This is a genomic window from Chitinophaga silvatica (genome assembly GCF_003419895.1).
GTDB lineage: Bacteria > Bacteroidota > Bacteroidia > Chitinophagales > Chitinophagaceae > Chitinophaga > Chitinophaga silvatica.
On the sequence record NZ_QPMM01000004.1, the window covers coordinates 364531 to 387708 of the forward strand.

General features: G+C 40.5%; 16 protein-coding genes and 1 tRNA gene. 14 read left to right on the top strand and 3 right to left on the bottom strand.

Annotated elements, in window-relative coordinates:
* The first annotated feature begins 159 nt into the window (after positions 1–159).
* From DVR12_RS11000 to DVR12_RS11040, 9 genes are all read left to right on the top strand, one after another.
* A complete protein-coding gene (locus DVR12_RS11000) occupies positions 160–3903 on the top strand; it encodes a DEAD/DEAH box helicase (RefSeq protein WP_116975725.1) in 3744 nt (1247 codons plus the stop codon).
* Between the two features lie 309 nt (positions 3904–4212).
* Entirely contained in the window at positions 4213–4533 is a 321-nt protein-coding gene (locus tag DVR12_RS11005) for a DUF7674 family protein (protein WP_116975726.1), read from the top strand.
* 105 nt (positions 4534–4638) lie between these two features.
* Positions 4639–4716: a potassium-transporting ATPase subunit F gene (locus DVR12_RS28120; RefSeq protein WP_116975749.1), complete on the top strand. Its 78-nt coding sequence runs from the start codon at positions 4639–4641 to the stop codon at positions 4714–4716.
* A 12-nt stretch (positions 4717–4728) separates the two neighbouring features.
* Positions 4729–6441 carry a potassium-transporting ATPase subunit KdpA gene (gene kdpA, locus DVR12_RS11015; RefSeq protein ID WP_116975727.1) on the top strand — a complete coding sequence of 571 codons (1713 nt, stop codon included), beginning with the start codon at positions 4729–4731 and terminating at the stop codon, positions 6439–6441.
* 21 nt (positions 6442–6462) lie between these two features.
* A complete protein-coding gene (gene kdpB / locus DVR12_RS11020) occupies positions 6463–8508 on the top strand; it encodes a potassium-transporting ATPase subunit KdpB (RefSeq protein WP_199417085.1) in 2046 nt (681 codons plus the stop codon).
* Between the two features lie 20 nt (positions 8509–8528).
* A complete protein-coding gene (gene kdpC / locus DVR12_RS11025; protein ID WP_116975729.1) occupies positions 8529–9092 on the top strand; it encodes a potassium-transporting ATPase subunit KdpC in 564 nt (187 codons plus the stop codon).
* Positions 9093–9200: 108 nt separating this feature from the next.
* Positions 9201–10280 (top strand): porin, encoded by a 1080-nt coding sequence (locus DVR12_RS11030; RefSeq protein ID WP_116975730.1) that lies wholly within the window; start codon positions 9201–9203, stop codon positions 10278–10280.
* Between the two features lie 5 nt (positions 10281–10285).
* Positions 10286–11410: a sensor protein KdpD gene (locus DVR12_RS11035; protein WP_116975750.1), complete on the top strand. Its 1125-nt coding sequence runs from the start codon at positions 10286–10288 to the stop codon at positions 11408–11410.
* A complete protein-coding gene (locus tag DVR12_RS11040; protein ID WP_116975731.1) occupies positions 11407–13104 on the top strand; it encodes a sensor histidine kinase in 1698 nt (565 codons plus the stop codon). The genes DVR12_RS11035 and DVR12_RS11040 overlap by 4 nt, the downstream gene beginning before the upstream one ends.
* Here the strand turns inward: DVR12_RS11040 and DVR12_RS11045 are convergent.
* Positions 13101–16040, bottom strand: a complete 2940-nt coding sequence (locus DVR12_RS11045) for a PAS domain S-box protein (protein ID WP_116975732.1) — start codon at positions 16038–16040, stop codon at positions 13101–13103. The genes DVR12_RS11040 and DVR12_RS11045 overlap by 4 nt on opposite strands.
* Positions 16041–16319: 279 nt before the next feature.
* On the opposite strand from DVR12_RS11045, the gene DVR12_RS11050 reads away from it, so the two are divergent.
* Entirely contained in the window at positions 16320–17021 is a 702-nt protein-coding gene (locus DVR12_RS11050; RefSeq protein WP_116975733.1) for a porin family protein, read from the top strand.
* A 99-nt stretch (positions 17022–17120) separates the two neighbouring features.
* Positions 17121–18185: a metallophosphoesterase gene (locus DVR12_RS11055; RefSeq protein ID WP_116975734.1), complete on the top strand. Its 1065-nt coding sequence runs from the start codon at positions 17121–17123 to the stop codon at positions 18183–18185.
* A 46-nt stretch (positions 18186–18231) separates the two neighbouring features.
* Here the strand turns inward: DVR12_RS11055 and DVR12_RS11060 are convergent, their stop codons facing one another.
* The gene (locus DVR12_RS11060) at positions 18232–19008 is read right to left on the bottom strand and encodes an enoyl-CoA hydratase-related protein (protein ID WP_116975735.1); all 777 of its coding nucleotides are present in this window, start codon (positions 19006–19008) and stop codon (positions 18232–18234) included.
* A gap of 26 nt (positions 19009–19034) precedes the next feature.
* Complete coding sequence (locus DVR12_RS11065) at positions 19035–21062, bottom strand: S9 family peptidase (protein ID WP_116975736.1); 2028 nt, start codon at positions 21060–21062, stop codon at positions 19035–19037.
* Between the two features lie 119 nt (positions 21063–21181).
* Here DVR12_RS11065 and hflX point away from each other — a divergent pair, with 119 nt between their 5' ends.
* From hflX to DVR12_RS11080, 3 genes are all read left to right on the top strand, one after another.
* The gene (gene hflX / locus DVR12_RS11070; protein WP_116975737.1) at positions 21182–22372 is read left to right on the top strand and encodes a GTPase HflX; all 1191 of its coding nucleotides are present in this window, start codon (positions 21182–21184) and stop codon (positions 22370–22372) included.
* Positions 22372–22713 carry a Rieske (2Fe-2S) protein gene (locus DVR12_RS11075; protein ID WP_116975738.1) on the top strand — a complete coding sequence of 114 codons (342 nt, stop codon included), beginning with the start codon at positions 22372–22374 and terminating at the stop codon, positions 22711–22713. The genes hflX and DVR12_RS11075 overlap by 1 nt, the downstream gene beginning before the upstream one ends.
* A gap of 154 nt (positions 22714–22867) precedes the next feature.
* Positions 22868–22941 (top strand) — tRNA-Asn (locus tag DVR12_RS11080).
* The last annotated feature ends 237 nt before the right edge of the window (positions 22942–23178 follow it).

A 23178-nucleotide genomic window follows, 5' to 3' on the forward strand; every position in this document is an offset into this window, starting at 1 on the left:
TGATTAGCAGTTACAATAATGCTTTTCAGGAGTCACCTGCTGCGCCGAATTAGAAATTTTCTGCTTACTTTTGTGGATTGCCTTTTTATCAGCGATTCTTAGTTTTTAACATTATTAACCCTTTGCTGATAATTAAAAAAAGAGGCAACAACGTATAGTATGTCGCTACCCCATTTGCTAAAATATGTTTACAACAACGGCACTGATGAAGTGATCCGCAGGGGGAAGCGTATCTTTTCTACTGGAGGAGTAGAATTACTTGAAGCCGATCCAGTGTTGAAAACCGCGACCTTCCGCGTAAAGAGCGACACACATGCCAATTATTACCGTGTATCCATCTCAAAATATGGAGACCCCAACGGTATGTCCATACGGTGCCAATGCCCGTACAACTTAGGCGATATTTGTCGCCATGAAGCTGCAGCATTATTCCAACTCCAGGAAATGCTGGACAAAAATCATTTCGAAAGCCATGACACTAACTTTAATCAGCAACATACGCTGATTAAAATGAAGTCAATCGACCTCAAAACAATCAAACTGCTTACTTCAGCTGCTATCCTCTCCAAAGCAGAAGAACTGGCCAAAAAGAACCCGGTTGTCATCAGTTCTGCCAAAGATGAGAAAGTAGAAGCTGTACTAAAATATGAGGGCGAAGAATTTCCACTGATCATACAGCGGAATGAAGAACGCTTTTTCGATACCCACTGTACCTGCGATGAAACAGAGTATGCTCTTTGTATCCATAAGACAACCCTGTTTATGCAACTGTTACAGAAATTTGGGGCATACTATTTCGATACGCTCCGGAACTGGGATAAAGAAAAGAATAAACTACTTTCTTTATATGGCTACTCCCTGTCTGATGACCTGGATGGCAAATTTGCATTCAGTTATAATGAGGGCAAACCGTTTTTAAGAGTTCTCGACCCTTCCATCAAACGGGTAGATGGCACTACGTTGGGCCGACAACCAGTTGCCCCTCCTGTAGCTGAAAAGCCGGAAGAAACGATTACAATATCTCAACGTCTGGCTGCTGTTTTTAATGCCAACGAAGATTTATATCCATATTTTAAAATAGATCTGGTTACCGGAGAAGTAAACGAAGAACAAACTGAATTCGTTTCATTGGCCAGTAAGCTGGATCTTACCAAATATGTAGATTTCTTTCAATTCAAAGAAAAAGATAGAGATCTGATCACACCAATTCGTAAACTTCAGGGCTCTGAGGTTAGTAAGTTTCTGTCTAAAAACTCTCCATTTGCAGGTATATGGGATCATATTACCCACGAAAATGAAGATGAACTTCCAACAGAAACCAAAGAATTGATGTTGGAATACCTGCATCCTAAACTGGCAAAGCTCTTCCCTCAACTGGCAGAACATAAGCTGGTTTTTGCATTGCCCAAGCGCCAGGCTTTCAAAACAAAAAACCTGGAACTGCTGCAAATCGGAGCAGATAGACTAAGACTCATCATAAAAACAGAAACAGGTAAAACTCATGTAACAATTCGTTGCTTCGTAAACATAGAAGGAGAATTAGTTAGTATTGCCGATAATGCCTGGGTCAGCACTCTCTTATTCCTGTACAAAAACGTATTGTATTTGTTCGAAAACCCTCAGGATGCCCTGCATGTTGAGCTTTTCAGACAAAATGGAGAACTGCGCATTGCAAATGATGAGTGGCCGGTATATCTTAAAGACTATTTGCTGCCTTTAAGCAAACAATATGATATTCAGTTCGATAAGGAACTGCTTGCTGAGGTAGATGATATTCTGCCAGAACCAAGAGTGTTCCTTAAAGAAATGGGAGAAACATTCATTATTCAACCTGGATTCGCTTACCGCCACCAGGAAGTAGAATGGAACGATGAAAGCAAAATCACTATCCAGGAAGGAAATAAAGTGCTGATTATTCATCGTAATAAGGAGGTAGAAGAAGAGTTTGTAAATAAACTTCGTACCCTGCACACCAACTTCCTGACCAGCGAAAATCATAATTACTTCTACCTGCGGGCCAAAGAAGCGCTGAAGAACAACTGGTTCTTCCTCTTCTTTGATGCGCTTAAGGAAATGAATGTCCGCGTATTCGGATTCGATTCATTACGCAACTTTAAGTTCAGCTCCCATAAACCAGTTACTAATCTCCAGATCAGCTCAGGGATTGACTGGTTTGATGCTCAGATTGAAGTATTATATGGAGATCAGAAAGTAAGTATAAAAGACATCAAACTGGCCTTAGCAAATAAGCAGAACTATGTTCAACTGGCAGATGGCTCTCTGGGCCTCTTGCCGGAAGAGTGGCTGCGTAAGTACTCCTTGCTGTTTAAGGTTGGGGAAGAAAAAGGTAAAGGATTAAAACTTAGCAAGTATAATTTCAGCGTTATCGATGAACTTTATGAGTTTATTGATGATGAAGCCGTGGTAATTGAACTGGAACAAAAGCGCAGAAAGCTCTTGCAGTTCGATGAAATCCGGAATATTGAGTTACCTGATAACTTGCATGCAACGTTACGCCCTTACCAGGAAAGCGGTTTCCAATGGCTCAACTACCTGGATGATATTAAATGGGGTGGAATCCTGGCCGACGATATGGGTCTTGGTAAAACCATTCAGGCACTTACATTCCTACAATACTATAAGAATAAGAACCTGAATAAAACCCTGTCGCTGGTTGTTTGTCCTACTACGCTGATCTATAACTGGGAAAACGAGATCAAGAAATTTACTCCCGATATCAAGCATCATATCCATCATGGTCCTACCAGGCTGAAATCGTCTGAAGAACTGATGAAATATGATGTGATTATCACTACATACGGAACTTTACGCAGCGATATTCAATTGCTGATTAAACTGGAATTCGATTATGTAATTCTGGATGAATCGCAGGCAATTAAGAATCCGCAATCTAAGGTTACCAAGGCGGCACAGCTTCTGCAAACCAAAAACAGGTTGGCATTGAGTGGTACGCCTATGCAAAACAATACATTCGATATTTATGCACAAATGAACTTCCTGAATCCTGGTATGCTGGGGAGTGTGGATTTCTTCAGAAATGAATTTGCCACTCCTATCGATAAATTCCAGGACGAAGAAAGGAAAGATCATCTGCGTAAACTGATCTATCCATTCATCCTTCGCCGTACCAAAGAGCAGGTGGCTAAAGACCTGCCTGAAAAGATTGAAACGGTGATCTTCTGCGAAATGGACCCTGAACAAAGGCATATCTATGATGCTTACAGGAATACCTACCGCTCTAAGATCCTGGGTGTGATAGAAGATCAGGGTATCGAGCGTTCACAGCTCACCATCCTGCAAGGTTTGATGAAACTTCGCCAGATTTGTGATTCACCAGCTATCCTGAACGATACGGAACAATATCCGAATCACTCTGTGAAGTTGCATGAATTAACCCGCGAGATTTCAGAAAATATCGGCAACCATAAGGTGCTTATCTTCTCCCAGTTTTTGGGAATGCTAAGCCTGATCCGCGAGAAAATGCAGGCATTAAAGATACCATACGAGTACTTTGATGGTAGTACTTCAACGATGGACAGAGAAAAGGCCATTCAGAACTTCCAGAATAATGACGAATGCAGGGTATTCCTGATTTCTCTGAAAGCCGGAGGCGTGGGTCTGAACCTAACCGCTGCAGATTACGTATACATCGTTGATCCATGGTGGAACCCGGCCGTTGAGCAACAAGCCATTGACCGTACTCACCGTATCGGACAAACTAAGAATATCTTCGCCTACCGCATGATCTGTAAGGATACTGTGGAAGAGAAAATTCTTCAGCTTCAGGAACGTAAGAAATCATTGGTGAAAGAGATTATAGCTGATGATAGTGGATTTGTGAAGAAGCTGACGAAGGAAGATGTATTGTATTTATTTAGCTAGTTACTAACACACAATAAAAATAAGGGCCATAGCACTACTGCTATGGCCTTTATTTATTTATACAGAATGATTTTAATTTGATGAATTGGCTTTCGTTTAACTTTCTATCATCAACATAAAAAAGAATAACAAAGGCTCTTCAATTTCTGCAATCACCCTTCAATTTCTGCATGGTTTTCTACTTGCTCAACATCCCCCAAAACCATCAAAATAAAATTAACAAATTCATTATCAATTATTTAATAGCAAGTTAAAACAATCTGGCATCTGGATGGCATAACCTATACATCATCAAAATCAAAATGATAAATGTTACCAGATTCTAAAATCGCCTTGCTAATAGGTTCTCAGGTTCCGGGTATTTTCTTCCCGGCCGAACAGCAGATAAGTAAGGTTATCAGCACATTTGCTTCCTATACTGGCCGAATGATCAGATATGAACATTTAAACGAAGTTAAGCGTTGCTTTACTATGGCCGGAGTTCTGTATAAAAACGGGAGCAATGCATTGCGTAACGCAATTGAAGGAGCTTTTATTTTTACATTATCTCCACTGATCAACAAACAGCATCAGGCGATGCTTCCTCTTTCGCTTCGCCATATCAGATTACAACAATTACAAACTATTTAATTCAACCGATATGATGACTGTATTAATGGTTTTAGCTGGTCTGGCATGTTTTGCACTATTCTTTAAGTCGGTCGACTATTTCGAAAACATCTAATTACAAGAAACATGACAGCATTATTTGTGTTATCCATCTTCGTTTTCGGCTACATGCTATACGTACTGCTGAAACCTGAAAAATTTTAATTCATTATATACATGAACACTGCAATTGCGGGCGTTATTGCTACCTATGGTATAACGCTGTTATTAGCCTGGCCTTTGTCCAGGTACTTTGTAAAAGTATTCAGAGGTGATAAAACCTGGTCTGACTTCATGTCGCCAATTGAAAGGCTCTTCTTTAAAATAGCGGGTATTAACCCAAAAGAAGAGATGAATTGGAAGGAACATATGAAAGCATTACTTACCATTAACCTGGTATGGTTTATTTATGCCTTCTTTGTATTACTATTTCAGGATAAACTGCCATTAAATCCGGATGGTAATCCCGGGCAATCGGCCGATTTAGCATTTAATACTGCTATCAGCTTTTTGGTGAATTGTAACTTACAACACTATTCCGGCGAAACAGGAGTTACTTACTTCACACAATTATTTGTACTTGCCTTCCTTCAATTTGTTAGTGCTGCAACAGGTATAGCTGCCTTAGTTGTTGTGTTTAAAGCATTGAAGGAAAAGTCTACTACCCAACTTGGCAACTTCTGGGATTACTTCCTCAAAACAATTACCCGTATTCTTTTACCTCTTAGTATTGTAATAGCCCTGATATTTATCTTCAACGGAATGCCGGCCAGTTACGAAGGAAAAGATACAGTAGTTACTATGCAGGGCGATACGGTGAATGTATCAAGAGGTCCGGCTGCCGGTTTTGTAGCTATCAAACACCTGGGAACCAACGGTGGTGGATGGTTTGGTGCCAACTCTGCTCACCCGCTTGAAAATCCGAACTACGTAACCTGGATGACAGAAATGGTTGCGCAGGTGGTAATTCCGATTGCCATGGTATTCGCGCTTGGCTTATTCATACAACGCCGGAAGTTTGCCAATATCATTTTCGCGATAATGACCATAGGGATGATATGTTTACTGATTCCGTCGATTCAAAATGAGGTGGCCGGAAACCCTTTAATTTCCAAGATGGGGATAGACCAGGCCGCCGGCGCAATGGAAGGTAAAGAGGTCAGGTTTGGAGCTGCCGCCACAGGTTATTGGAGTACTGTAACTACAATAATATCTACGGGTTCTGTTTGCGGGTGGCATGATAGTACAATGCCATTGACAGGCTTAATGGAGTTATTGGGTATGATGCTCAACTGCTTCTATGGTGGTTGTGGAGTGGGAATCCTCAACTATTACATCTTCATAATTATAGCAGTATTTATTTCTGGTTTGATGGTGGGGCGTACCCCCGAATTTATGGGGCATAAACTGGAAGCCCGGGAAGTGAAAATCGCGGCATTGGTGACGCTATTATCTCCATTCCTGATCCTGGTTGGTACTGCCCTATCCTCTTATGTGTTGGTAAACTATCCTGATGCCAATTGGGCGGTGAAGCCTTCGAGTTGGTTAAACAATCCGGGATATCATGGCTTCTCAGAAATGCTGTATGAATATACTTCCTCTAATGCAAACAATGGTTCCGGTTTTGAAGGGTTGGGAGATGGTAATTTTTTCTGGAATATAACAACAGGTTTTGTATTGATTTTAGGTAGATATCTGCCAATTATTGGTCCGGTTGCGATTGCAGGAATTATGGCTTCCAAAAAGTATATCCCTGAATCTGCAGGTACATTGAGAACAGACTCTGTTACATTCGGTGTTATGACATTTGCAGTAATCATTATTCTTACTGCTTTATCATACTTCCCTGCACTGGCATTAGGTCCTATTGCCGAGTATTTTTCTCTGTAATTATTAATTAGACTGATTAACATGAAAGCTAATAATAAATTGTTTCCGAAAGACCTGGTGATGGAGAGCCTGAAGGAATCTTTTGTGAAACTGAATCCTAAACTAATGATTAAAAACCCGGTGATGTTCACCGTGGAAATAGGAACAGTGGTGATGTTGGTGGTTACATTATATGTAATGTTTACCGGCCATACAGATCAGGGTAGTTTAGGTTGGAATATTGCCATATTTCTGATGCTGCTGATCACAGTACTGTTTGCCAACTTTGCGGAAGCCATTGCAGAAGCAAGAGGTAAGGCGCAGGCAGAAAGTTTGCGTAAGACAAGAGAAGACACGCCGGCAAAAAAGATCTCACAAGTAGGAGAAACATTTACCAACGAAGTATCAGTAGTGTCTTCAGCTACATTAAGGAAAGGTGATATTTTCGTTTGTGATCCGGGAGATATAATTCCCGCCGATGGCGAGATTATAGAAGGACTGGCCAGCATCGACGAATCTGCTATCACCGGCGAAAGTGCACCGGTAATTAGAGAAGCAGGTGGCGATAAATCCAGCGTGGTGGGTGGTACCAAAGTACTGTCTGATCATATTAAAGTACGTGTAAGTACCGAACCGGGAGAGTCGTTCCTGGACAAGATGATTGCATTGGTAGAAGGAGCCAGCAGACAAAAAACTCCTAACGAAATTGCATTGACTATTTTATTGGCCAGTTTCACCCTCGTGTTTATAATCGTATGCGTAACCCTAAAACCCTTTGCCGATTACGCTAATACACCTATTACAATCGCAGCATTTATTTCACTTTTCGTTTGTCTTATTCCTACTACCATAGGTGGATTATTATCTGCCATCGGGATAGCAGGGATGGACAGAGCATTGAGAGCGAATGTAATTACCAAATCAGGTAAAGCAGTTGAAACAGCCGGTGACATTGATGTTTTGCTACTCGATAAAACCGGAACTATTACCATCGGTAACAGAAAGGCGACTAACTTCTACGCAACAAATGGAGTTACACAGGAAGAATTTATCCGTCTTTGTGCCTTAAGTTCGCTCGCCGATGAAACCCCCGAAGGAAAATCCATAGTTGAACTGGCAGGAAAAGACATCGTAAATAAACTTTCAATAGCCAATGCCTCCATGGTAAAATTTACAGCCGAAACCCGCAGTAGTGGCATTGATTTGCCCGATGGAAATTGCATTCGCAAAGGGGCTTATGACGCTATAAAGAAAATGGCTGAACGAGTTGGCAACTCCTTCCCTACCGATACTTTCAAACAGGTGGAAGAAATTTCCAAAGATGGAGGAACGCCTTTGGTGGTGGCGCTTAACAACAAAGTTCAGGGAGTAATAGAATTGCAGGATATCATCAAACCAGGTATCAGCGAGCGGTTCGACAGGTTAAGAAAGATGGGTGTGAAAACAGTAATGGTAACGGGTGATAATCCACTAACGGCGAAGTATATAGCCAATAAAGCAGGTGTAGATGATTTCATCGCTGAAGCTAAGCCTGAAGATAAGATGAAGTATATACGTAAAGAACAGAATGAGGGCCGGCTCGTTGCGATGATGGGTGATGGTACAAACGATGCACCAGCTCTCGCACAGGCGGATGTTGGCGTAGCAATGAACAGCGGAACCCAGGCAGCTAAGGAAGCAGGTAATATGGTGGATTTAGACAATGATCCTACTAAACTGATTGAGATCGTAGAAATAGGAAAACAATTGCTGATGACCCGTGGAACGCTTACGACCTTCTCAATAGCCAATGATGTTGCTAAGTATTTCGCAATTGTTCCGGCGTTGTTTGTGGCTTCAATTCCGGCATTACAGGCTATCAATATCATGAAACTGCATAGTCCGGAAACGGCAATACTGAGTGCTGTTATTTTCAACGCAATCATTATTCCAATGCTAATACCGCTGGCCCTAAAAGGGGTAGCTTATAAACCAATTGGGGCGAGCGCTCTGTTGCGCAGGAATCTGTTGATCTATGGTGTTGGTGGTGTTATTGCTCCTTTCATTGGGATTAAGTTGATTGATATGTTGATTGCTGTTTTCTTTTAATGATCTAAATTCTTTATAAAATGAAAAAGTATCTCTGGCCTTCCATAAAACTTACTTTAATACTTATTGTAGTATTAGGGGGTCTTTATCCTCTCTTTTTATCTGCAGTAGCCAAGCTTGCCAACGGAAAGGGAGATGGAGTAAAGGTGATGCATAACGGAAGGGTTGTTGGATATGAGAATATTGCGCAGAATTTTTCTGACGATAAATACTTCCAACCCCGCCCATCTACTGTGAATTATAATGCAGCCGGTTCGGGAGGCTCTAACAAATCGGCTGGTAATCCGGATTATCTGAAAACAGTACAGGAGCGTATTGATACTTTCATGGTTCATAATCCTGATGTAAAGAAATCTGAAATTCCGGTAGAACTGATAACGGCTTCGGCTAGCGGATTAGATCCTCATTTGTCTCCGAGCGGAGCTTTAGTGCAGGTGTCTCGTATTGCCAAAGCGAGAGGAATATCTCCCGAGAAATTAAAAGAACTCATTAAAAATAATACCCAAGGTCCAGTACTTGGCTTATTTGGAGTATCAACAATAAATGTGTTAAAATTAAACATCGCATTAGACGATATGAAATGAAATCAGCCTTACCTATGCCATGAAATTTCCTATGAAAAACCTACACCGGTAATCCGAAAAGGATTGCCGGTGATTATCAAAGCACCTATATAACGTCAATAAATTAAAATGAAAAAAATTCTTTTGATCGCCGGATTACTGGCGGCTACTATTACTATGTTTGCTCAAGATAGTGCAAAAGTAAATCAATCCGGAAAACTGACTTTTTCCGGGTACGCCGAAGCTTACTATAGCTATGATTTTAATAAACCTTCTAACCATTTAAAACCTGGATTTCTTTACAACTATAATCGCCATAATGAATTAAATATTAATATGGCAATGTTGAAGGCAAATTATACTTCAGACAGGGTAAGAGGAAACTTTGCGCTCATGGCTGGTACTTATCCTGAATATAACCTGGCTACTGAACCAACTATTTTCCAATATGTTTATGAAGCTAATGTAGGAGTTAGAATCGGAAAACAGGTATGGATAGATGCCGGTATTATGCCTGCACATATCGGATGGGAAAGTGCCATCGGAAAAGACTGCCCCACACTTACCAGAAGCCTGGCAGCTGAAAACTCCCCTTACTACGAAACTGGCGCAAAAGTTAGCTGGACACCCAACGATAAGTGGTTGTTTGCTGTTATGTATCTGAATGGTTGGCAAAGAATCAGGAAAGTAAACGATAACCAGACACCTTCATTTGGCACTCAGATTTCTTTTAAACCTGGTGATAAAGTACTGCTTAACTGGAGCACTTTCATCGGTAATGACCTCCCGGACAGCATCAGACAAATGCGTTATTTTAGTGATCTTTATGGTACCTTTAATATCACAGGAAAATTTAGTCTGATTGCCGGATTCGACTATGGCTGGCAACAGAAAAGCAAAGGAAGCAGCAGTTTCAATAGTTGGTTTACTACTACTATGATTGGTAAGTACGCGTTTACAAATAAACTTGCTTTGGCTGGTCGTATCGAATACTATAACGATGCAAGTGGAGTTATAATAAATACAGGTACACCGCATGGATTCAAGACAATGGGATATTCTCTCAACCTCGATGTTAGCCCGGTTAATAACGTACTATTCAGAGTGGAAGGCCGCATGTTCAATGGAAAGGATAAGATTTTCAATAAAGGAACTGATTTTAAAAATACAAGTACATCCCTGACAGCTTCATTGTCGGTTTGGTTCTGATAACTATGGATACAAAAGAAGAATCCGTACAACATTTCCTCGATCTGGCAAATAGAAGCAGCCGGGGGAAATTTAAAATCTACATCGGCATGAGCGCAGGCGTAGGTAAAACCTATCGCATGCTACAGGAGGCACATGCCATGTTAAGAAGTGGCATCAATGTTCAAATAGGTTACATAGAAACGCATGGGCGTGAAGAAACCCATGCTTTATTGGAAGGCCTGCCGCAAATTCCCAGGCGGCAGGTCTTCTATAAAGGTAAAATGCTGGAAGAGATGGATCTTTCAGCAATTTTGCTTTTATCACCAGATTGGGTGGTAGTAGATGAACTGGCGCATACCAATATTCCCGGTAGTAAAAATGAAAAGCGATGGCAGGATGTTGTTGATATCCTGAATGCTGGTATCAGTGTGATTTCAGCAGTCAATATCCAACATATCGAAAGCATCAACCTGGAAGTAAAAGCTATTACAGGTGTAGAAGTAAAAGAACGGATTCCGGATCTGATGCTGAGAATGGCCGATGAGGTGGTAAACATCGACCTAACAGCCGATGAACTGATTACCAGACTTAAGGAAGGGAAAATCTATGACAGATCGAAAGTAGAAAGTGCTTTGAGCAACTTCTTTCAGTCGGAAAAAATACTTCAGCTCAGAGAGCTGGCACTTAAAGAAGTGGCTACACAAGTAGAAAGAAAGGTAGAAACTGAGATACCTCGTAACCTTCAGATGCGCCATGAAATTTTTCTTGCCTGTATTTCTTCTAATGATGAAGTAGCCAGAAAAGTGATCAGGAAAACAGCCAGGCTTGCTACTTATTATCATGCAAACTGGTATGTGCTATATGTACAAACCCCTAAAGAAAACTCTAATAGAATTGCCCTTGCTAGTCAGCGCCATCTGATCAACAACCTTAAATTAGCAACCGAACTAGGGGCTGAGGTATTACAAGTGCAACATGCAAGTATTTCCACTGCGATCATAGATATGGCTTTGGCAAAAAAGATTACTACTATTTGCATGGGGAAGCCTCACATAAGTTTATTCCGAATTATTTTGCGGACTAATCTTTTTAATCAACTGCTAAAAACCTTATCATCTAACGATATTGATATTATTATACTATCATGAATAAGCTAAGGTTGAAAACGAAAATAACGGTAGGAGTATTATTCCTTTATTTGATGCTACTTCTCGTAAGCATTTTAGGATACTACTATCTCAACCGCCTGAACAAAAGGGCTAAGGTTATTCTAAAGGATAATTATGAGTCGCTCGATTACTCCAAAAATATGCTGGTGGCACTTGAAGACATGAATGTGAACCGCGACTCTGCCCTCCGGGTGTTTGAAACCAACCTTCAAAGACAAAGTAATAACGTTACCGAACCCGGAGAAAAAGCCGCAACACTGGAAGTCACCAGAACTTTTGAGGCTTACAAAAATGGCCGTTTATCAGATTTGAGCGCTATCAAAAGAGGTATTTATACAATCATGGACCTCAATATGAATGCCATAGTCGGTAAAAATGAAAGAGCTAAGAAAACCGCCGACCATGCGTTGATGTACATAGCTATTATTAGTGGAATATGCTTTTTATTAGGGTTTACTTTCGTATATAATTTCCCTGGCTACGTTGCCAATCCTATACATGAGCTAACAGAAGGTATTAAAAGTATTGCCAATAAACAATATAGCAAACGTTTGTATTTTAAATCAGATGATGAATTTGGGGAACTGGCAGCTGCATTTAATACTATGGCTCAGCGACTCGATGAATATGAGCACAGTAATCTCGCTAAAATATTATTCGAAAAACAACGCGCAGAAGCTGTAATCAGTAGCTTCAAAGATGCTACCATTGGGTTGGATAGTAATAATCTCATTCTTTTTGCAAATGTACCGGCCCAACAATTACTTAATCTGAAAGACAAGGACCTGGTGGGAAAGCCTGCCGAAGAGTTGGCGCAACGTAATGATCTTTTAAGGTTTCTGATCAATCCTAAGGAAAGTGCGCCTTTCAAAATTGTAGTTGATGGTAAAGAGGCCTTCTTTACAAAAGAAATGACAGATATAACGCACGAAGAAGCACGTATTGGGTATGTAATAATTTTAAGAAATATTACCTCCTTTAAGGAACAGGATATTGCGAAAACTCATTTTATTGCTACAGTTTCGCATGAACTGAAAACCCCACTGGCAGCCTCTGATTTTAGTATTAAACTATTGGAGGATGATAGAACGGGGCGTTTGAATAAAGAACAGAAAGAACTAATAACCAGCTTGAAACAGGATAACAGGAGAATGATCAGAATAGTTTCTGAATTACTGGATCTTTCACAGGTAGAGAGTGGGAACATTCAGCTACAACCGCAACCTGTAGCAGTTAGGCACATAGTTCAATATGCTTTGGATGCAGTACAGAAACAGGCAATTCAGCAACGGATAGAAATAGATGAAAATATAGCAGAGAATTTACCAAGTGTTGTGGCGGATGTAGAAAAAACAGCATGGGTATTGGTAAATCTACTTACGAATGCAATCAGATATTCAAAGGAAGGAACCAGTATTATGTTACATATTGAGCAGGGTGAATCCGGGAAGGTCGTGTTTACTGTACAGGATTTTGGGAAAGGCATACCAGCAGAATTCCTTCAAAGAATCTTTGAACGGTTCTATCAGGTACCAGGAAGGAAACAAGTTCAGGGAAGTGGTTTGGGATTAGCCATTTCCAAGGAATTTATTGAAGCACAAGGCGGAACTATAGGTGTTGAAAGTGAGGAAGGAAAAGGCAGTCGCTTTTATTTCACACTTCCTGCAGCTTAAGCCTGAGCAATATGTGTTTCTACATAGTGAATATTTTTTAGGTAGATAGATTCTACCATTTGTATTCTCTCAAGCATATTTTCGAGGTTGATATTTTGCCGTGCATCCATTTCCATTTCCTGCGCCAATATTGAAGCTTCAGGCATACCTGCAACATTGAGATTGAATTTTATTTGATGTGCCAGAATGTAGAATGGATCCCATTGTTTTTTACTGGCTAGTTGATTTAGTTCTGAGAACTTTTGAGGCATTACTTTAACCAAATCTTTAAGTAGTTTGATGACATTAGCTTTATTGCCGGAGAACATATTGTAAACTACATCAAGGGAGTGCTCGTTAATTTTAGAGATAATCATTTTTGTTGGGGTTGGTTCTACAACTTTCTCTCCCAGTCCTTTAAGTATGCGATAAAATAAATCGGATGGGTCGAAAGGTTTTGCAATGTAATCGTTCATTCCTGCGGCCAGGCAGCGGCTTCTTTCATCTTTCAGGGCTGAAGCGGTCATTGCGATGATATAAGTATTTATTCCTTTTTGTCTTATTCGGCGGGTTGTTTCATATCCATCCATTTCCGGCATTTGAATATCCATTATGATGCAATCGTATTTTTTGAAATCAAGCATATTCAATGCTAAAGACCCTCTACTAACTACATCAGGTCTGGAACCGGCATCTCTTAATAGCTCAATTGCTACCTGTTGATTGATTTCATCATCCTCAACAATCAAAATAGACTTACCGGATAGTGGAGAAATGATTTTTAAAGAAGTATCGTTTTTCAGTACATCGCCGATATTATCTTCGCTAATATCGAATGGTAGTTCAAAGTAGAAAGTGCTTCCTTCATTCAGATTGCTTTGAAGTTCGATGTTGCCATTTAGCAGATTCAGAAGTTCTTTTGTGATAGCAAGTCCCAGGCCTGCACCGCCGAATTTCCGGGCATTGTCGGAATGCGTTTGTGAAAAGCTTTTGAAAATAAGCTCATGTTTTTCCGGAGCAATACCTATACCTGTATCGCTAACGATGAATTGAATCCAGATTTGCCGGCTATTTAATTCTTTCTTTGTAAATGAAGCCCTTACTTTTATTGTGCCAGCCTCAGTGAATTTGATAGCATTTTCGACTATGTTGGTAATTATTTGTGTCAGGCGTACATCATCTCCTACCAGGGAGGTGGGAATATTGTTATCTATCTGGGTAATAAATTGCAATTCTTTTTCTTCTGCTTGTAGTTTTAAAGGAAGAAGTGTATTGTTTATTACCTCGTAAATATCAAACATCTCATGTTGTACACTGAGTTTACCTGCTTTGATTTTAGAGAAATCGAGTACTTCGGTGATAATCGACATTAATCTGGTAGCAGACGATTTTATAGCATTTGCATAATTGAGTTGTTTGGGGGTAAGTGGGTTTTGCAGCATCAGGTTAGTCATCCCGATAATACCGTTCATTGGAGTCCGTATTTCGTGGCTCATATTTGCCAGAAACATTTCCTGTGCGGCAATTGCCTCCTGCCCTCTTTTGTTGGCTTCTTCGACAGCAATAATGTAATTGGTTTTTTCTGTAAAATCCTGTCCAATGCCGCAAATACCTATCATTTCATTGTCGGCGTTACGGAGTGGGAATTTAGTGATCAGGAAGTGGTAATCTTTTCCATCTACAGTGATGGTATCTTCCATTTTCACTCTGTTTTTGGTTGTCAGTACTTCCTCGTCGAGGTGGGCATATTTTTTTACCCAGGCGAAAGACAGTTCCTGGTCTGTTTTGCCGATAATATCTTTTTTGGCTACGTTCATCATTTCGGAGAACCTGTTATTTACCAGCAGATATCGGCCAGGCATATCTTTAACAAACATCATGGACGGCATGTAATCGATAATCGATTCGAGGCGTTCCTGCAGGTACTGGAATTGATCTTCATTTCTTTTTTCTTTGTCGATATCTCTTACCATGCATTGAAACTCTCTTACTTTGCCATCATTGCCATAGATGATAGTTGCCAGTTGCTCTACCCACTTTTTAACGCCTGATTTGGTAATGATTTCAAATTGCTTAAAAGTATAATCGTCGCCGTTTTTTATCTGATTAACATAAAACTCCTCCAGTTCCTTGAAGGTTTCTTCGGCCAGGAAGATAGAATAGTGTTGCCCAACCAGTTCCGCGCTGGAATACCCTGTCATTTCGGCAGCACGTTTACTAACATTTGTAAAGAAGCCTTCGACGCTGGATTTATAGACGATCAGTTCAGTTTCTTCTGCGAGCCGCATAAAGGATTGTTCTCTTTTATGAAGCTGGTTGGCACTTTTCTTTAGTTTTAGAAATAGCCGGTAAATATATCTTCCTTCTCCAATAATTAGTATTAGGGTAAAGATACTGATGATGATTGTTGTCCAGAAAGAATAGAGGGTGTAATGGAGATCTTTATCTACCCGGCTGATAAGTTTATTACGGTTAATTTGAAGGAAGTGGTTAAACTCGGTAATCAATGAGCTTCTAAGGTCCATTCCCTGAGTGCTGGTAATAAGTTGGCGGGCTAAATCTGGTTGGGAGGGGGCTATATCTATGACTCTCTGATTAAAATCTTTTTTTCGGGCAATAATAAGTTTAATGATATGTAAGGTTTTTTGGGAAGTACTGTCGAGCAGTGGATTGTTGCTAATGCTATTGAAGATAAATTGAATGCTATCGTGGAGTTTCAGAAAGTTAGGGGCAAGTTGGGTATTATTATTTAGAAGCATATCCCTTATACCATTGGTATAATTACTTTCCAGTAAGTAAATGGTTCTTACTTTATCAATAAGCCGGTTAGTTTCGATCATGTTTTCGGCGGCGGACTTGCTTCTTTTCTGAACCATCCAGGCGTAGTAAACGAAACCAACTAAAGCCATTACAACGACCAGTACGAGTGCCAGGACAGTATTTAGGACTTTTTTCATTCTAAAGGATTCAGCGGCATTTTAAATGTATTGGCAGGGGTTATGACGTAGATTACGGAATTCTTACTTTAAATTAGGATATTTTATCCCAATATTGTTATTCATCTTTGTTCAAATTTGGGCCAACACGAAAAGATGCGGGTCCTAAAATTACTTTTTATGTAACTTACGGGAACGGGAATGTTTACACGCAAGTGATTTTGCAATATTTTAACCAGTTGTGTTACAATCATTCCATTATATTTGCCTAATATTCTTTTTCCTAAGTATGTATAATTTATGAAGAAAATAATCTTTACCCTTGGGCTGATAGCTGTTTCTATTGGTGTTTTTGCACAGGAAGGTGGCTCTCCGATGAATAAGGCGGTTAATAAGTTGACCCATTCGAACGACTTTCTGATGGTGCAAATTGCCTATGATGGTTGGGCTGGAACTCCAGATAGCATCAAAACTGGCTTAAACCGTGGGTTTAATATAGCCCTGATGTATGATTTTCCGTTTAAGAACTCTAAACTGAGTGTGGCACCTGGTATCGGTATCAGCACCAGCGGCGTATATCTGAAAGATCATAAAATGGACATCCAAGGAACCTCCAATCCTAATGTGGCTTCTTTCCCAACAACAAATACCAAGAAAAATAAAGTAGCTACTACGTATATCGAAATTCCAATTGAGTTACGCTACCGCACCTACCCGGATAATGCAAATAAAGGCTTCAAAGCTGCACTTGGTGTGAAAATAGGTGCATTAGTAGATGCACATACGAAATTAAAGTATACCGGTGCTAACGGTAGCAAAAATATAGACAAGGATATGAACAAAGGGTTCTTTAATCCCTGGAGATTTTCTGCAACCGGCCGCGTAGGAATGGGTAATTTCTCAATTTTCGGTGCTTATGCACTTAACCCATTATTGAAATCAGATAAAAGCAACTTCGATATAAATTCCTATCAAATAGGCTTATGTATCAGTGGTTTATAAAATAATAAGATTAACAACAAAAAGGGTATTTCACAACAATGAAATACCCTTTTTGCATTTTTATCAATAGTAAGTCAACTCCCAAAACAATCATACACCATGCGGATCAGCAGACTAGTTCTGGCATTTGTTATGCTACCATGCCTTGGAACAGCCCAGAAAAGACTTGTAGATGGCCCTTATGTATTTTATGAAGGCGACAGTGCTGTAGTTAAGACGATTTATCAACAGGAGGACCTTGCCTCTGCAGTCACCCAAAAATACCCGGTAAAATCGCGTTTCTCTCTCAATAGCGAAGGATCTGAGATCCATCTAAAGCCACAGATAACTATTCCTGCAAATATTACCCCTGCCCCTGAGAAGCTATACGTACTCTCAGATATTGAAGGGGAGTTTGATGCAGGATATAAATTACTCCTCGCCGGAGGAGTAATCGATCCATCTGGTAACTGGACTTTTGGTAAAGGCCACCTGGTAATAGCTGGCGATCTTTTCGATCGTGGAACTCAGGTGCTGCCATGGCTTTGGCTGTTATATACGCTGGAAGATAAAGCTGTAGCGGCAGGCGGACAAGTGCATGTGATATTGGGAAATCATGATATCATGCAGCTTGCCGGGGATTTCCGTTATACAGATGCCCGATATTTTAAGTATGCATGGCTGATGGGTCGTGAACTCAAACAACTATTCGGAGAGGATAGTGAATTGGGCCGGTGGTTGCGAAGTAAAAATGTTGTTGAGAAGATTGGAGATCTGCTGGTAATGCATGCGGGCATGTCGCCGGCTTTAAATTCGAAACAACTATCACTTACTCAGATTAATGATATTACCCGGCCCCTGCTGGGAGTGCCCCGGAAGCAGATGCCCGATTCATTGCAGGTATTCTTTAACGGAAATTCGCCATTCTGGTACAGAGGCTATTTTTATGAACCAGTTGCCAGCATGGCAACAATCGACAGCACTCTTAAACAATACGGCTGTAAACATATTATAGTTGGACATACTATAACCGACACGGTTATAGTGAAACGATTCGATGGCAAGGTTATAGGAGTGGATGTTGACCAGCATGAAGGTCAACATAAAGGATTATATGTTGAAGCTGGCAAGTATTACCAGGTGGGTCTGGACGGTAAGAAGACTTTAATATTGGAGGATATCTGATTAAAAGTAAAAGGGTGGATCTGACTTAAGATCCACCCTTTTGCTTTTATATACCTTTAAATACAGGTTTTCGCTTTTCGAGGAATGCGTTTATTCCTTCAGCATTATCGGCCGAATTACCAGCAATTTGCTGGCAATATGCTTCATATTCCAGAACTGCATCCAGGTTTTCCGTCATCCCTTTGGTAAGCATTTTCTTCATCATGCCAATGGCTTTAGTAGGTGCATTAGCGTAATATTCGGCTTCTGCCGCTACGGCTGCATCCAGTTCGGCTGCCGGAACTACTTTATTCACCAGGCCCAATTGCAGTGCTTCTATTGCACTTACTTTAGAGGCCTTGGTAGCCAGTTCAAAAGCCTTATGATAGCCAACAGTACGTGGCAGGAAGTAGCTCGACCCTGAATCCAGTACCAGTGCGATGTTCACGAAAATTTCAATCATACTGGCTTCCTCACTGGCAATAACCAGGTCGCAGGCCAGCGCCAGTGAGCAACCTGCCCCTGCTGCTACTCCATTGAGTTTGCATATCACAGGTTTAGGCATATTCCTGATAGCCCTGATAATTGGATTATAGCGCTGATGTAACGACTCACTCAGGTCTCTTTTACCTGAAGCCATGGATGCTTTTAAATCCTGACCACTGCTAAATGCCTTACCGGCTCCTGTTAATATTACTACTCTCACCGTTTCATCTTTCTCAGCCTTCTTAAGGGCATCCTGAAGTTCGTAGCTCAACGGATCATTGAAGGCATTATATACCTCAGGTCTGTTTAAGGTGATGGTAGCAATACCATCCTGGATTTCCATAAGTAAAGTCGTCATCTGTTTTGGTGTTAAATGAATGAAAATTATAAGGTTTCTTTCAGCCAGCTAAAGAACTCACGTTGCCAAACAATCGCATTTTGCGGTTTCAGTACCCAGTGATTTTCTTCCGGAAAATAGAGCAATTTGCTCTTAATATTCTTAAGCTGTGCCAGTTGGAAAGCCTGTAAGCCTTGTTCAATCGGAACTCTGAAGTCGATGCCCCCCTGAATGATCAGGATTGGAGTGTGCCATTTATTGGCATATTCGCTTGGATTGAAGTTTTTATAGATATTGGCATTAGCCGGATCCCAGTATGCACCTATATCCCAGTTGGCAAACCAAAGTTCTTCGGTTGTACCGTACCAGCTTTTCAGATCAAAAAGCCCATCATGAGCAATAAAGGTTTTAAATCTGTTTTCGTGTACACCTGCCAGCATGTATACAGAATAGCCGCCATAGCTGGCGCCCACAGCTCCGAGCCTGGATTTATCCACATAGCTTTCTTTACTGATTTCATCTATGGCACTCAGATAATCTCTGATTGGTTGTCCACCCCAGTCTTTACTAATTTCGGCATTCCATTGAACACCATGGCCCGGCATTCCTCTTCTATTAGGAGCAACAACTATATAACCCTGAGAAGCCATTAGTTGGAAGTTCCATCTGTAACTATAGAATTGTGAGAGGGCCGATTGAGGGCCTCCCTGGCAATAAAGCAGTGTAGGATATTTTTTAGCCGGATCGAAGTTTGGAGGAAGAATTACCCAGGTAAGCATTTCCTTACCATCTGTAGTTTTAATCCAGCGTTTTTCGATTTTACACATACCAATTTTGTCATAAGTCGCCTTATTTACGTTGGTAATAGGTGTAAGTGTTCCTTTATTAAGATCTACAGTGAATAATTCGGCAGCATGGTTCATATCAGTTCGGGAAACAACCATAGTATTACCTGTTTGGTCCACCATATCATTGATATCAAAATCACCGTTGGTGATCTGGCGTATATGCTTCTCAGTATTTTGTGCCAGATCTTTTTGCAGGTTGATTTCCAGCAATTGTTCTGTTCCTTTGATTACAGCGAGGAAATAGAGTTTTTTACCATCCTTACTGAAACGCACTGAAGAAGCAGTACCATCCCAGGATTTGGTCAGGTTTTGTTTTTGGCCGGTAGTACGGTTCAGAATAATAATATCATTCTTATCTGCCTCATAGCCATCATGTGCCATACTTAACCAAACCAGGTATTTACCATCATTGCTGAATGAAGGAGCAACATCGTATCCCATCATCCCTTCAGACAGGTTACGGGTGGTTTTGGAGTTCAGGTCATATTCATAAATATCTGTATTGGTGCTGATTGCGTAAGCGGTACCATATTTTTTCTTACAAACATATATGATGCTTTTACCATCCGGAGCCCAGATCATATCTTCAGCACCACCAGAAGGCATTTGAGGACAATCATAAGGCTCTTCCGCCAGGATGTCGATAGGAGTTCCTATAACACCATTATCGTAAGTTGCGTAGAATACATGAGAGAATTTACCATCTTCCCAGGTATCCCAGTGGCGGTAGTTTAATGTGGTATAGATCTGAACATTTGATTTTGAAAGATCTGGATAGAAATCTTCTCCCGAAACCTTCTTTATTTTTACCTCATTTGAGAACAAGATATGTTTACCATCGGGTGAAATTCTGATATTTTGCATCCCCCCTTCTACATTGGTTTTCTGAACGGCATTGGAACCATCGGCATTCATTTCGTACCATTGGCCTTTGAGAGAGAAACCAATTTTGTTTCCTGGAAGGATGGCTACATCGCCTTCACCACCAGGAGTTTGAGTAAGTTGCTGAGGTGCCCCACCGGTCAGGGGGATGGAATAGAGATTTTTTTCACTCTTATTGTCGGCCAGATTTACCTGAGAAACGCCGTAAATAACGGTTTTCCCGTCTGCACTCAACGCTTCACCACTTACACGACCCAATTGCCAAAGTAACTCGGGGGTCATTTTATCCTGGGCAGTTGCCATAGTTGAAATAAATAGTCCTGTCAGTAAAAAAGATTTGTACATAGTTACTGTAAATTGTTTTGGATCGGGTAAAAGTAGGAAGAAAAGCGGATTTAGCCAGAGTTGCTTTTTTTATGGTATCGGGCAAATTCTTGTAAATTTGCAACAAATACAGAAACAACTTGATAGAGAAAAAACAAGTAGTACAAAAAGAAGAAAGAGCTGTTATTGTTGGAGTTATTACCAAAGATCAAACAGAGCGTCAGGTAAATGAATTCCTGGATGAGCTGGTATTTTTGGCTGAAACTGCCGGTGCAACTACCGTAAAGCGGTTTACTCAACGATTGGCACACCCCGATAGAGCCACCTTTGTTGGAAAGGGTAAGCTGGAAGAAATATATCAATTTATTGCCGGTAGGGATATTTCGATAGTAATATTCGATGATGAGTTATCAGGATCTCAGATAGCCAATATTGAGAAGGTATTAAAGGTAAAAGTGATAGATCGGAGCGATCTTATTCTGGATATTTTTGCCCGCAGGGCTCGTACGGCTCAGGCTAAGGTACAGGTAGAACTGGCGCAGTATCAGTACATTTTACCGCGTTTGCGTGGTATGTGGAGTCACCTCGAGCGTCAGGGAGGTGGTATTGGTAGCCGGGGTCCGGGGGAAGCTGAAATTGAAACAGACCGTCGTATTGTTAAGGATAAAATCTCCTTATTACGTAAAAGACTGCAGGAAATTGACAAGCAATCGCTTACTCAACGTAAGGAACGAGGTGAATTCATAAGGGTAGCATTGGTGGGATATACCAACGTAGGAAAGAGTACCATCATGAATTTGCTCAGTAAGAGTGAGGTATTTGCAGAGAATAAATTATTTGCGACCCTGGATACTACAACGCGTAAGGTCGTATTTGAGCAAACTCCTTTTCTATTGAGCGATACAGTGGGATTTATCCGTAAGCTCCCTCACCACCTGGTAGAAAGTTTTAAATCAACCCTCGATGAGGTTAGAGAAAGTGATATCTTGATTCATGTGGTAGATATTTCCCACCCACAGTACGAAGAACAGATAGAAGTAGTAAACCGTACTTTACAGGAACTTAAAGCCTTCGAGAAACCGACAATACTGATCTTTAATAAAATGGATCTTTATGAGGAAAATACTTTCGATAAGTGGTTGGAACCTGAGGTAAAGCAGGATATTCTTACTTCACTAAAGCGCGACTGGGAAGTAAAAACCCAGGGTAATTGCGTATTTATATCTGCAATAGAAAAGAGAAATATTGAAGAGCTGCGTAAAACTATTCTCGATAAAGTATCCGAACAATACAAGGTCCGCTATCCATATAAAACAGAATTTTATTATTAATGGCCAAAGAATTTTCCTGGTATAAACTGGAAGAAGGCAATCTTCCACTAACAGAAAAGGATATTCAGGTATTGGAAGTAAACGGCAAAAAGGTCTGCTGTACGCTGTTTCAGGGGCAGCTTTTTGCTTTTGCCTATAAGTGCCCGCATGCCGGAGGAATGATGTCAAATGGCTTTATTGATGCCGTAGGGAATGTTGTTTGCCCATTGCACAGATATAAGTTTAGTTTGAAGAATGGCTACAATTCAAGTGGAGAAGGATATTATCTTAAAACATATCCTATAGAAAAAAGAGAAGATGGAATGTGGCTGGGCATGGAAAAAAGCGGGTGGTTCTGGTAATATATAAAAATTTTACTTCCTTTAGAATGCTTTACAGTGGCGGGTTTGAAAAATTATTTCAAAAAAAATGAAATAAGATTTTGCAGAAATGAAAATTTATCTATTTTTGCAATCCCAAATCGCACAAACGATTAGGGGAAACTAAAGGATAAATTCCTCCTTAGCTCAGTTGGTTAGAGCATCTGACTGTTAATCAGAGGGTCGCTGGTTCAAGTCCAGCAGGGGGAGCAAACCAGAAAAAGGTTCAGAATATTCTGAACCTTTTTTGTTTACATTCAAATCATCGAGAGATTTCGAGTTTCTCTCTTTCCTGTTCTTGTTTGCCTCTGAAATTGGGTAACAAACACTATTAATCCTGTTTTAAGAAAACGGTTGAAGAATAATATTATCGGATCAAGTTGAAAACTTGGGGGATGGCATAAATTTTACGCATACAGCTTGTATAATCTAAATAGGAAAAACTCC

Coding starts and splice junctions, on each gene's coding strand:
- DVR12_RS11000 (WP_116975725.1), top strand. CDS start 160: ATGTCGCTACCCCATTTGCTAAAATATGTTTACAACAACGGCACTGAT.
- DVR12_RS11005 (WP_116975726.1), top strand. CDS start 4,213: ATGTTACCAGATTCTAAAATCGCCTTGCTAATAGGTTCTCAGGTTCCG.
- DVR12_RS28120 (WP_116975749.1), top strand. CDS start 4,639: ATGACAGCATTATTTGTGTTATCCATCTTCGTTTTCGGCTACATGCTA.
- kdpA (WP_116975727.1), top strand. CDS start 4,729: ATGAACACTGCAATTGCGGGCGTTATTGCTACCTATGGTATAACGCTG.
- kdpB (WP_199417085.1), top strand. CDS start 6,463: ATGAAAGCTAATAATAAATTGTTTCCGAAAGACCTGGTGATGGAGAGC.
- kdpC (WP_116975729.1), top strand. CDS start 8,529: ATGAAAAAGTATCTCTGGCCTTCCATAAAACTTACTTTAATACTTATT.
- DVR12_RS11030 (WP_116975730.1), top strand. CDS start 9,201: ATGAAAAAAATTCTTTTGATCGCCGGATTACTGGCGGCTACTATTACT.
- DVR12_RS11035 (WP_116975750.1), top strand. CDS start 10,286: ATGGATACAAAAGAAGAATCCGTACAACATTTCCTCGATCTGGCAAAT.
- DVR12_RS11040 (WP_116975731.1), top strand. CDS start 11,407: ATGAATAAGCTAAGGTTGAAAACGAAAATAACGGTAGGAGTATTATTC.
- DVR12_RS11045 (WP_116975732.1), bottom strand. CDS start 16,040: ATGAAAAAAGTCCTAAATACTGTCCTGGCACTCGTACTGGTCGTTGTA.
- DVR12_RS11050 (WP_116975733.1), top strand. CDS start 16,320: ATGAAGAAAATAATCTTTACCCTTGGGCTGATAGCTGTTTCTATTGGT.
- DVR12_RS11055 (WP_116975734.1), top strand. CDS start 17,121: ATGCGGATCAGCAGACTAGTTCTGGCATTTGTTATGCTACCATGCCTT.
- DVR12_RS11060 (WP_116975735.1), bottom strand. CDS start 19,008: ATGACGACTTTACTTATGGAAATCCAGGATGGTATTGCTACCATCACC.
- DVR12_RS11065 (WP_116975736.1), bottom strand. CDS start 21,062: ATGTACAAATCTTTTTTACTGACAGGACTATTTATTTCAACTATGGCA.
- DVR12_RS11075 (WP_116975738.1), top strand. CDS start 22,372: ATGGCCAAAGAATTTTCCTGGTATAAACTGGAAGAAGGCAATCTTCCA.